The organism is Streptomyces sp. NPDC017890 (assembly GCF_044328675.1).
Lineage (GTDB): Bacteria > Actinomycetota > Actinomycetes > Streptomycetales > Streptomycetaceae > Streptomyces.
Genome location: NZ_JBIRHU010000032.1, coordinates 60,225 through 72,104, shown reverse-complemented (window position 1 = coordinate 72,104; position 11,880 = coordinate 60,225). Strand labels below are relative to the sequence as shown.

6 protein-coding genes are annotated in these 11,880 nt (G+C 71.4%); 1 reads left to right on the top strand and 5 read right to left on the bottom strand.

Annotation, left to right across the window (positions count from 1 at the left end):
* A partial coding sequence (locus ACH4F2_RS32020) for an alpha/beta fold hydrolase (protein WP_398136253.1) occupies positions 1-656 on the top strand: 656 nt, incomplete at its 5' end.
* A 270-nt stretch (positions 657-926) separates the two neighbouring features.
* Here the strand turns inward: ACH4F2_RS32020 and ACH4F2_RS32015 are convergent.
* From ACH4F2_RS32015 to ACH4F2_RS31995, 5 genes are all read right to left on the bottom strand, one after another.
* Complete coding sequence (locus tag ACH4F2_RS32015) at positions 927-3,623, bottom strand: M4 family metallopeptidase (protein WP_398136252.1); 2,697 nt, start codon at positions 3,621-3,623, stop codon at positions 927-929.
* 144 nt (positions 3,624-3,767) lie between these two features.
* Positions 3,768-4,874, bottom strand: coding sequence for a helix-turn-helix transcriptional regulator (locus tag ACH4F2_RS32010; protein ID WP_398136251.1), 1,107 nt, complete (start codon positions 4,872-4,874; stop codon positions 3,768-3,770).
* Positions 4,875-5,050: 176 nt separating this feature from the next.
* Positions 5,051-6,319: an extracellular solute-binding protein gene (locus ACH4F2_RS32005; RefSeq protein ID WP_398136250.1), complete on the bottom strand. Its 1,269-nt coding sequence runs from the start codon at positions 6,317-6,319 to the stop codon at positions 5,051-5,053.
* A 140-nt stretch (positions 6,320-6,459) separates the two neighbouring features.
* The gene (locus tag ACH4F2_RS32000) at positions 6,460-8,943 is read right to left on the bottom strand and encodes a glycoside hydrolase family 3 protein (protein WP_398136249.1); all 2,484 of its coding nucleotides are present in this window, start codon (positions 8,941-8,943) and stop codon (positions 6,460-6,462) included.
* 222 nt (positions 8,944-9,165) lie between these two features.
* Complete coding sequence (locus ACH4F2_RS31995; RefSeq protein WP_398136248.1) at positions 9,166-11,718, bottom strand: family 78 glycoside hydrolase catalytic domain; 2,553 nt, start codon at positions 11,716-11,718, stop codon at positions 9,166-9,168.
* Positions 11,719-11,880 lie beyond the last annotated feature (162 nt).

Genomic DNA, 11,880 nt, shown 5'->3' with positions numbered 1-11,880 from the left:
CTGCGCAGGTTGCCGCTGACGCGGCCGGAGTCGCGAGGCCGTGGGGCAAGGCCGGCGAAGCCGGCCAGTCGGTCGGCGCTGCCGAAGGCATCCATACGCTCGTGGCGCACTCGATGGGCGGTGGCGAACTCGCCCGCTACATCGGCCGCCACGGCACCGGACGGATCCGCTCCACCGTCCTGCTGTCCGCCATCCCACCGCTGATGCTGCAGGGCCCCGACAACCCGGAGGGCGTCCCGCAGTCCGTCTTCGACGACATCAAGGCCGGCATCCTCAAGGAACGCTCGCAGTTCTGGAAGGACACCGCGGTCGGCTTCTTCTCCGCCAACCGCGAGGGCGACAAGGTCACCCAGGGCAACAAGGACGCCTTCTGGTACATGGCCATGGCACAGACCATCGAGGGCGGTGTCGACTGCGTCGACGCCTTCGGCACGACGGACTTCCACGAGGATCTCAAGAAGTTCGACGTCCCGACACTCGTCGTGCACGGCGACGACGACCAGGTGGTGCCGATCGACGCCACCGGCCGCAAGTCCGCCCGGCTCATCGCGGACGCCGAGCTGAAGGTCTACGAGGGCGGCTCGCACGGCATCGCCCTGGTGCCGGGAGACAAGGAACGCTTCAACCAGGACCTGCTGGAGTTCCTGAAGCGGTGACCCGCGTGTGCTCCGTCCCCTGCGGACACCGCCGTACCTCGCCGACGACTTGCCGGTGGGCGCGGTCCACAGGTGGCGGGCGGTTTCCTGCGGGGGGATGACCGCGGGCTGCCCGAGGCCGACGGCGACGACGGAGTACAGCAGGACGCCGGCCGGCAGCGGGGACGCGGGCAGGCGGGGCCCTGTGGCTCGTGAGCCGGGACGGCAACGCCCCCGACCGGTTCCGGTCGGGGGCGGGATGCCGAGGCGAGCACCGAGTCCGTTGTGGCCCTACTCCTCGCAGGTCCCCGCGAAGGCCGGCCGGGTCACCACGTCGGTGGCCGCGGCGGAGGTGTCCAGCCAGGCGATGCGCCGGCCGTCCCCGAGGGAGGGCGCCAGTTGGGCACCCGACGAGCAGGAGACCTGGCCGAAGGCGGCCTCACCGGCCACGACGTCAGCGGTCTTGGCAACCTTCACCTTGCCGGGACCGGTCCAGGAGCCGAGGGAGCCCCAGAGGTCGTAGGTGGAGTAGGCGAGGTAGTCGTCCGTGACGGAGAACTGGGCCAGGGCCAGGCTCGACGGGAACTTGAGGTTCTTCATCTGCGACAGGTCGGAGGCCGGCGCAGACCCGATGTTCGTCATCGGGAAGAGGAATCCGCCGGAGACTCGGTAGAAGACCCGGTCGGAGGTGAGCTGGATGTCCGACAGGGAGTTCAGCAGCCAGCCGCCGATCCTCTTGGTCTGCGTTGACTTGCCGGCGATGTCGTACACGTTCAGGTACGTGGCGTCGACGCCGCCGGCCCAGGCCACCGTGCCGTCGTGCATGGCGAGGCGCGAGGCCCTGGTGCCGGCTTCCGGCGTCAGGTTGACGGTCCGGCCGTCCGCGCCGCGCAGCATCACGTCCTGTTCGCCGTCGGCCGTGGTGCGAACGTAGGCGAGCGCGCCGTTCTCCGTCACCGGCTCGGTCTCGTCGGCGTCGGGTTCGTCGACCAGCTTCTTGATCGCTCCCTGGCCCTTCGCACCCGTGCGGTAGATGCCGATGCCGTCGGCGCTGATGCGGGTGAAGACCATGCGGTCGTCGTCGAGCGACGGGTCCAGGAGGTAGGCGTCGTCCTCGGCCACCTCGCGATTGTGCGGCTTGCCGAACCGGCCCACGATGATGCCGAACGCGGCGGAGCCGCGGTCCCAGGCGATGGCGTCACCGTGGCTGATGGCGTACACGTCACCGTTGATCTGCGCGGCCTGCTCGTCCACGCCGCTGTACACCTCGTACGCCGGCAGCACGTCGCGGGCGATCGTGGTGCCGTCGTGGGTGCCGCCCTTGTACTCCCAGCCCTGCACGATGCCGTGCCCGTCGAACGCCTCGCCCACCGCGGCGAGTTCGGCGCGCGAGACCTTCAGGGACTTCGCCGCGAGGGTGACGGCGCTGCGCATGTCGGTGAAGCCGGAGAGCGGCGTGAGGTAGTTCTGTGCCGCACGGTAGACGATCCGGTCGGCGAGTTCCGGGGCGATGCTCTTGCGCAGGTCCCACAGAGCCCCGCCGACGATGGTCGAGTTGTAGTGCACGCCGCCGTTGTCGATGCCCAAGGGGATGGGTTCGTAGTCGCGCTGGGCGTTGCGGCCGTCGTTGAGGTCGCGCAGGGCGCATTCCTCGAGCGGCTTGGTGCCGTTGCACAGGTACTCGCCGACGAGGCCGGAGTCCGGGTCGTCCATGGCGACGCCCTTGTCCTTCACCTCCATGGCGTTGCCGAAGTAGTCGGATATCGCCTCGTTGAGGGCGCCGGGCTGGTTGAGGTAGACCAGCCCCGCGCTGTGCTCGGTGACCCCGTGGGTCATCTCGTGGCCCACCACGTCCAGACCGACCGAGAGCGGCACGCCGTCCATGTGGCCGTAGACCATCTTGGAGCCGTCCCAGAAGGCGTTGGCGTAGTCCTTGCCGCCGCTGGAGACGTTCACCACCGAGTGGATGCTTCCGCCCTTGCCGTCGATGCCGTCGCGGCCGATCTCGTTCTTGAAGAACTCGTACACCTTGGCGGCGTTGACGTGGGCGTCGACCGCGCCGGAGGCGGTGTGGTCGCCGTCGAAACGGTCGGTCGTCGAGGTCACCAGCGGTACGGAGTCGGGCACCGGTCCGCCGGCGAGGTCGGCGTAGTTGGCCCGCTGGGCGTCGTAGGTGCGGATCTGCCCGCCGGCACTGGCGTACATCGGGCGGCTGGAGTCGACGAGCGTGTAGGTGCCGTCCTTCGGCCGGTCGGCGTTCAGGGTGGCCTCGCTGCCGTCGACCCGGACGCCGGTGGCGGTGGCCGGGGAGGCGTCGGCGGCGTCGATGTTGTCGTACGACAGGGCGAGCGCGCCGACGTGCGCGTCGACGTAGGACTCCTGGCGCACCGGGGTGCCGTCCTTGCGGCCGCCGGTGACAGTGAAGTGCCAGGCCAGTCGCCCCCCTTGCGCGTCGGGCAGCACGACCAGGCCGTGATCGGTGGTCCGTCGGCCCTCGACGCCCGCCAGCCCGGGGTCGAGGGTGAACAGGCGCTTGCGCGCCGCCGCTTCGTCGACGTCGGGGGTGGGGGAGACCGTCAGGTCCGTGTACAGCGTGCCGGTGGCCGAGGTGACATGCCGCCCTTTCGCCCCGGCTCCCTCGGTCTGCACCGCGTAACGGGCACCGAACACCGGGACACCGTGGTGCCGTTGCTGGAAGCGGACGGCGGCCTGGTCCCCGTCCTCGGTGGTGCCGAGCGTCTTCAGGTCCGAGACGGGGACCTTGTAGACGTCCTGGTGCGCCTTCAGGTGGGCCCGCGCCGCCTGCGCCGGGGTGCCCGGGCGCGGTGCGTCGTCGAGACTCTGCGTCATGGCGGGGGCCACCGGGGCCGGTGCGTCGCCGTCGGCCGGCGAGTCGGCCGCCCAGCTGGGGGCCGCCAGCAATGCCGCACCGCAGGCGGCACTCACGACACCGGCCGCCACGGCACGGTGTACGGGTCTCTTCCTCACGCGAACCTCCACATCGCATACGGAACGCCGATGCTCAACGGCGTCGTGGTGCAACGCACTTGATGGTTCGCCACGGTCGGAAGGGGAGCAAGGGACGCCGCACGGCGCGAAGACGCCATGGCGCAGACACGCCACCCTGGCGGCTCAGTCGAGCCAGTCGGTCCGGGCTGTGTGCCAGCCGAGCTGGAACCGGGTCGTCGCGCCCGTCCGTCGCATCAGGGCGCTGAGTCTGCGCTGCACGGTGCGGTGTCCCACGCCGACTTGACGGGCGATGGCCGCGTCGGTGAGTCCGACCCGCAGCAGGGTCAGGATCCGGCGGTCGAGGGCGTCGATCCCGTCCCCCTGGCCTGCCCGGCCGGCGCCGTCCCCGGCCGGGCCCCCGTCGTCGAAGGCGCGCATCAGGGTGCCCTCGGCGAAGCATCTCTCGAACAGGGCCACCAGGGCGGTCAACAAGCCGCTGCGGTGCACGACGAGGGCCGTGGGCTCCGTCTCGTCGCGCTCCGGATCGAGGGGAAGCAGCGCCACCTGACGGTCCACCATGACCATCTTGATGGGCACCTCGTCCACGACGGCGATCTGCTGCCCCCGCGAGACGAGCTGCCGGAGCAGGGCCGCGTCACCGCCGCCCTGTTCGAGGTACTCGCGGACCACCACCGAGCGCTGGAGAACGCCGCGGGCCATGGAGTCGCGTTCCGCCACGTCGAAGTTGTCCACGGCGCTGATCGCGGCCGGGTGCGTCAGCAGCGGCACGAGGGCGCACACCTCGCGCCGGGCCCGTTGCTGCATGGCGATCAGCCGGCGGCGTATCGCGGTGGCCCCGGACAGTACTTCGACCGGTGCGCCAGAGCCGCGCACCTGGGTCATGCGGTGCCGTTCGGCGAGATCCGTGACCAGGAACTCGGCTCGGTGAAGGGCTGTGCGGCGGGCTTCGAGCAGCGGACCGAGCGCCAGGAGCGGGGAGGCGGCGCGATAGCGGGGCCGGCCGTCGGGTTGCTCTCGGTGCACACTGGCGAGTCCGCGCTCGACCAGGGCGTTCAACGCGAGCTGGATCTGTGCCGGGTCGAGCCGGCCCGCCAGATCGGCCGGCTCGCTGTCCGCCCGGTCGACGAGGAGGTGGTAGACGGCGTCCTCGTCGGCCCCGAGACCGAGCAGCGTGAGCAGGGGGTCATCGGCCGCGCGACTGCGCGGGGCGGGAACGGGGGCACGGCCGGTGCCGCTCCGGTGCCCGGTGGCGGCCTCGGGGTCCGTCACCGTCGCGCACCTCCGTGTCCGTTCACGCCGCCCGTGCTCGACGCGGCCGCGCGGACACAGTAGCCGACCCCACGGCAGGCAACCACGCACCGCCCCCCCCTCGCAGGGCTGGTAAGTGCTGCCGTGTCCGTATGCGGTCGGCGAGCATACTCGCAGGAGGGCCGGCAGACGCTGCGTCAACTACGGCCCTGGTAGGCGTGATCGAGTGCGGTGAGCACCTCGTCGACGTCAGCGGTGCCGGCCACGAGGGCTCGAATCTGTGCGAAGTGGGTCTGCTGGACGGCGGAGTTCGGCCAGCGCTGGTCCATGAACGGAACCGTTGTACCGGCCTTCTGCCGCTCGGCGACTTCCTTGACGGCCGGATCCACGGCGAAGGACGTGTTGGGGATGGCCGGCAGGGTCGCGCCTGAGCGGTTGTACAGGTTCTGTCCCTCTTCGGAACCCAGGAAGTCGATGAAGGCGAGGGCGTCCCGCCGGTGGAGGCTGTCGGGGTTGAGGCCATAGGCGGCCGACACGGCCCCGGGCATGCGGGTCTCGTCAGGGTCGTCGGTGGCGGGGAGTGCCGTCATGCGCAGGTCCAGGTCGGGATCGACGGCCCTGACGGCGGACAGTGTGCTCGCGATCTGGATGACGCCCACCGCTCGGCCGGACGCCACTTGGTCGAGGGTGTCCTCGTATGTGGTGTTCAGGTGGTCGGCGCTGAAGCAGCCGCGCTCTTCCATCTCCAGATACTTGTGCAGCGCCGTCCGCCACCGCGACCGGGTGAACGACTCCTTCCCGTACTCCATGTCCCGGTCGAAGTCCGGTCGGTCGGCGTAGACGGTCGTCGCCACGAGAGCGTACGGGACCAGTTGCCTGACCCAGGGGGTGCTGTTGCCGAGGGCGAAGAGCACCTTGCCGTCGTCACGAGCGGTGTCGCACAGGGTGAGGAGTTCGGACCAGGTCTCGGGCACCGTGCCGCCGATGGCTTCGAGGCCTTCGGTCGAGTAGACCGATCCGATCGCGCTGAAGTTCACCGGTACCGCGTAGGTGCTGCCGTCCACGTCTGTGACGGGCTTGACGCCCATCGGCATGGTGAGGTTGAACCGGCGCAGGCTGAGGTCTTCCAGGAGATCCTCGCTCGCGAGGGCCGAGACGGAGGCCGGGTTGCCGCTGCCGGGCCAGACCGTGAACACGTCGGGGCCCTCACCGGCACGGAGCTTGTCCGGGAGCTGCTTCTGCAGGACGTTGGTGTCGGCGTAGGAGACGGTGACGCGTAGGTCGGGGTGGTGGCGACGGAACGCCTCCACCACGCTGTCCATGGCGGACTTGTCGGTGACGTTGGCCATGACGGACAGCCCGGTGGGCGGGTCGTCGGATCCACCGAACGCGCCACATCCGGCGGTCGAGGAGACCGCGAGCGCGACGGCGAGAACATGGACGAGGAGTCGTGACGGGTGTGGCACGGGTGGGCTCCGGACGAGGAGAGAGGTGTGGCTTCGTGTACCGCCGTCCTGGGCGGTCGGGGTGGCGGCCGGTGGGGAGGCCCGCGTGACGCCCCCCTGGGTGGAAGCGTCACGCGGGCGGGGTGCGTGCCAGGGAACGGTCAGCCGATGGTGACGGTGCGCTGTGCGGTGAGGTCGCGGGATGAGCGTGCGGTCGCGAAGGCGTACGTCCCCGGGACCAGGGACCACGTGCCCGACTTCCAGACGGCGAGGTCCTGAGCGGCGACCGTGAGGCTGACCCGCTTGGACCCGGCCGGCGGGAGCGTGAGCTTCTGGAAGGTGACCAGGCGGCGCGGTTCCGCCGCTGCCGCACCGGGCAGGGTGGCGTACACCTGGAGCGTTTCGGTGCCCTGGCGCCGGCCTGTGTTGGTGACGGTGACGGTGAGAGTGACCTTCTTGGCGGTCGGGTCGTACACGGCTTCCAGGGAGCCGTGCGCGAAGGTGGTGTAGGACAGGCCGTGTCCGAAGGGGAAGCGGGGTTCCTGTTTCCTGGCGTCGTAGTAGCGGTAGCCGACGGCGATGCCCTCGTCGTAGGAGACGGTGCCGTTGACGCCGGGATAGGTGGCGGGGGTGGTGCCCGGGCCTTGGGTGGCGTCGGCGGGGAAGGTCACCGGGAGGCGGCCGGCCGGGTCGCTGTCGCCGAACAGGACGGCGGCCAGGGCGGTGCCCGCACCGCGGCCCCCGTACCATGCCTGTACCACGGCCTCCACGTCGTTCAGCCACGGGGTGGCGACCGGGCCGTCGGTGTTGAGTACGACGATCGTGCGCGGGTTGGCGGCGGCCACGGCCTCGATGAGCTGGTCCTGGTCTCCGGGCAGTGCGTATCCGTCGTGGTCCATGCCCTCGCCGGCGACCCGGTTGACGAAGACGACAGCCGCGTCGGCCGCGCGGGCCGCTGTCACAGCGGCGGGGATGAGGGACTCGGGTTGCCAGCCGAAGGCCAGGCCGCACGTTCCGGGCTCCGCGGTGGCGTTGTTGTAGGTGATCTCCACGGTGACGGCGCGTCCGGCGGTCAGGCCGGCGGTTCCCTGGAGCGGGTAGTCGTAGGGGCCGAGGAAGAAGCGGGCCATCTGGCGGGTGCCGGAGACGACCGTCCTGCCGTCGATCTTCAGCGAGGTCGTCCCCGACGGCAGCAGGGAGAAGCGGTGCAGGCCGGTGGTGGCCGGGGTCAGTGTGCCGGTCCACTTGGCCGACCACACCTGCGGCAGGCCCTCGACGGGGGCGGCGGTGAAGTCGACGGTCGCGTCGGTGCGGGTCGTGACCGGTGTGCCGGTGCCGTCGGCCCCGGCGTAGTAGCTCGCCGTCAGACCGGCCGCCCCGGCAGGGGTGCGCAGGACGGTGGAGGGGACCGTGGTGAGGGGGAGGTCGCCCTTGGTTCCCTGGGCGTGCGTGACCTCGACCGAGCTTCCGGCACGGGCCCGGATCGCGTCGAGGGGAGTGGTCCAGGTACCGGGGTCGACGTAGGTGGAGCCGGACACCCCGGTGAAGGTGTCGGCCCCCGCCGGACCGATGACAGCCAGCGACTTCACGGCGCTGGTGAGCGGCAGAGCGGCGGAGCGGTTGGCGAGGAGCACCGTGGAGGCGACGGCCGCCTCGTGCGCCAGGTCCCTGTGTGCCTGCGTGCTGACGTTGCCGGCGGGGGCGGGGGCGGGGACGGGGTGGTCGAAGAGGCCGTTCGCGAACATGGTGACGAGGACGCGGCGGGCCGCGTCGTCGAGCCGGGCGGCCGGTATCGCGCCGCCGGTGAGGGCACCCGCCGGAATCCGGACGGCGCCTGGGCCGAGCCCTGCGAGGTCCATGCCCGCCCGGGCGGCGGCCACCTGGTCGTCCCCGGCCCAGAAGTCGGGCACGGTGTAGCCCTGGAGGCCCATCCCCTTCTTCAGGTCGTCGAACAGGCCGGGATGCCGCGTCGCGAAGGTGCCGTTGATCCTCGGGTACGCCATCATCACCGAAGTGGCCGGGGCGGCGGCGATCACGCGGCGGAAGGGCGCCTGGTAGTACTCGTGAAGCGCTCGGTCGGACACCGCGGTGTCGATGAAGAAGCGGTCGACTTCCTGGGTGTAGGCGGCGAAGTGCTTGAGGGTGGCCGCCATGTGCTGGGACTGGATGGCCACGGTGAGAGCGGCGCCCAGGCGTCCGGCGAGCACCGGGTCCTCGCCCATGGCCTCGGCCTGACGGCCGAAGTGCCAGGTGCGGGTCAGGTCGATGGTGGGGCCGAGGGCGTTGTTGTAGCCCTTGGCCCGGCCCTCGGTACCGATGGCCTCGCCGATCCGGCCCGCGAGCGCCTCGTCGAAGGTGGCCGCCTGGGCCACGGGGACGGGAAAGGCGGTGACGCCCGTCTCGCCGCGCAGCCCCGCCGAGGCGTCGACCATGGTGAGGGCCGGGACGCCCAGGTGGGCGACGGCGGCGAAGTCGCAGCGTACGAGGGCCTCCTTCTCGTCGGCCGTCATGCGGGCGAGGAGTGCGGCGGCCCGGTCCTGCGCGGCGGAATCCGGCGCGGCGGCCGCTCGGTCGGTGACCGCGGGGGCCATGCTCGCGGCCAGGGCCGTGAAGGCTGCGGCGGACAGGAACGTTCGTCGGTTCACAGCGGCTCTCCTGACTGACATGGCGGCTGTACGACACGCCGCCGGCGGGTTGGTGGGAGGGTGAGGCCGGCCGAGGGTCAGGTCACGGCCGGCCCCGGCTCGATGGGGCTCTCGGAGCTGCCGGGTGGTCGCGGAACCCACAAGGACCGCTTTCCGGTTTCTCGAGGAGCCCGGCGCATCGCTTGGTCCGTCGGGCTGTCGCTCTTCGCGCCTTTGGTGCGATCAGGCCGCCGCTCCTGGTTCGGCGGTGTCCAGGACGTGGTCACCCGGTCCCAGGACGAGCGGTGCGCAGCCGGGTAGTTCCGCTGTGGCGGTGCACCCCTGCGGCACCGTGACGTCGGCCGTCATGCCCGTGGCGGTGAGCTTCCAGGACAGTGCGGCCGTCCCGTAGGGCGTGTCGTGGCGGACACGGGCCCAGGTGATTCCGCCACCCGGACGGGGGCGGAAGGAGAGCCGGCGGTAGCCGGGTGCGGTGGCGGTGATGCCGCCGACCACGCGGTGCAGCCAGTCGGCGACGGCCCCGAGCGCGTAGTGGTTGAAGCTGGTCATGCCGCCCGGGTTGAGGGTGCCGTCGGGGCGCAGACTGTCCCAGCGCTCCCAGATCGTGGTTGCCCCCATCGTCACGGTGTAGAGCCAGGAGGGGCACTCGGTCTGCAGCAACAGCCGGTAGGCGACGTCGAGGTGACCGTTGTCGGTGAGGGCGTCACAGATGAGTGGGGTACCGACGAAGCCGGTGGAGATCCGCGCTCCGTCGGCGAGCACGATCTCGGCGAGTCGGTCGGCGGCCGGTCGGCGCTGCTCCGGGGTGAGCAGGCCGAAGGCGAGGGCGACGGCGTACGCCGTGGCGCTGTCGCTGGTCAGTCGGGCCGAGGGCAGGACGTACCGGTGCCGGAAGGCGTCGGCCACCTCGTCGGCGAGTTTCGCGTACCGCTCGGCATCCGTGCCGTTCCGCAACTCCCGCGCGGCCAGGGCGAGATGGCGGGCGGAGTGGGCGAAGTAGGCGGTGGCGACGAGGTAGCGGTCGGTGCGGCCCGCGGCAGGGTCGTCGGGTGGGGCGGCGGGGTCGAGCCAGTCACCCAACTGGACGCCGGTGTCCCACAGGCGGGTCGGCCCGGCGAGGCGTTCGACCAGGTCGACCCACGCTTTGCCCATGGGGTAGTGGCTGCGGAGGAGTTCCCGGTCGCCGAAGCGCTGGAAGAGCGTCCAGGGGGTGAGGGTGGCGACGTCACCCCAGGCGGCACCGGGGTGGATCGGTGTCCACATCGGCTCACCCGGGATGACCGGGACGTACCACGGGATCGTGCCGTCCGGAAGCTGTTCGAGGCCGACGTCGGTGAGCCAGGAGTCGAGCAGGCCGGCGCAGTCGAAGAGGAAGCTCGCTGTGGGGGCGAAGACCTGGATGTCGCCGGTCCAGCCGAGGCGTTCGTCGCGCTGGGGGCAGTCGGTGGGCAGGTCGACGAAGTTGCCGCGCATGCTCCACACGACGTTCTCGTGCAGGCGGTTGACCAGCGGGTCGCTGCACTCGAACCATCCGGTACGGCGCATGTCCGTGTGGTACACGCGGGCGGTGACCTGGCCTGCCGTCATCTCGCCCGGCCAGCCGGTGATCTCGGCGTAGCGGAATCCGTGCAGGGTGAAGCGGGGCTCCCAGGTGAGCGGCCCTGCCCCGGAGAGGATCAGGGTGTCGACGGACGTGGCCTCACGCAGGGGGCGAGTGGCCAGTTCCCCGTCCTGGAGGACTTCGGCGTGCCGCAGGGTGAGGGTGGTGCCGGCCGGACCGTCGACGGTGACGCGGAGACGACCGACGAGGTTCTGCCCGAAGTCGAGCAGGTGACGCCCGTCGCCGGTACGGGTGACGGTGACCGGGGTCATCTCCTCGGTGCAGCGTACGGGCGGCCCGAGGGGCGCGACGAGGGTGGCGGGATCACGTACGCCCGTGCGGACCGGCGTCCACTCCCCCGTGCCGGCTGCGGACGGCGTGGCCCACGCGGGGTCGTGCAGGCGGGCGTCGAAGGTCTCCCCTTCGTACAGGCCGCTGGTGAGGATGGGGCCGGATGCCGCTTTCCAGGTTCCGTCGGTGGCGACGACATGACTGGTGCCGTCGTCGTACTCCACCTCCAGTTGGGCGATGAGGGACTGGTCGGTGCCGTAGATGTTGCGGGTGCCGCCGTCGAAACCGTACTTGCCGCGGTACCAGCCGTCGCCGAGCCAGGCACCGATGGTGTTGGCGCCGGTGGTCAGGTGGGCGGTGACGTCGTGGGTGCGGTAGCGCAGCCGGTGCGGGTAGACGGTCCAGCCCGGTGCGAGGGCCTCGTCGCCGACGCGGTGCCCGTTGATCTCGACCTCGTAGAGGCCGTGGGCGGTGACGTGGAGACGGGCGCGGGCGACGGGCCGGCCAAGACGGAAGTCCTTGCGCACGCGGGCGGGGCGGCGCTCGCCCTCGGGGTCCTCGTCCCAGTCGGCGCCCACGGGTACGGCCTGCCAGTCGGCGGCGTCGAGCAGCCCGGCCTCGACGTCTGCCGGTGTGCTCCACTGCGAAGGGCCGGCGGCGCCGGGCGTCCAGACGCGGACGCGGACGGTGGCGCGTTCCCGGGACGTCAAGGGCTCGCCGGGCCAGGGCACGAGGACCTGCTCGGCGCTGTCGACGCGCCCGGTGCGGTGGGTGCCGCCGCGGCGTTCGAGTTCCAGTTCGTACGCCACCTGGCGGCCGGTGCCCGCGGGCAGGGTCCAGGTCAGTCGGGGGGAGGCGACTGAGATGCCGAGTCCGTCCTGCACGTGTTCGAAGCTGACCGGGGAGGGCTGAGGGGGGAGCAAGGGGTGACCCTTCTTTCACGTGTGGCCACATGCGGGAGCGTGGTGGTGCGTGGTGGGTGTGCGCGGCGAGCCGTCCCCGAGGCGCGGGCCGTGGAGGGCGGCTCGGCCGGGCTGGGGCGGGGG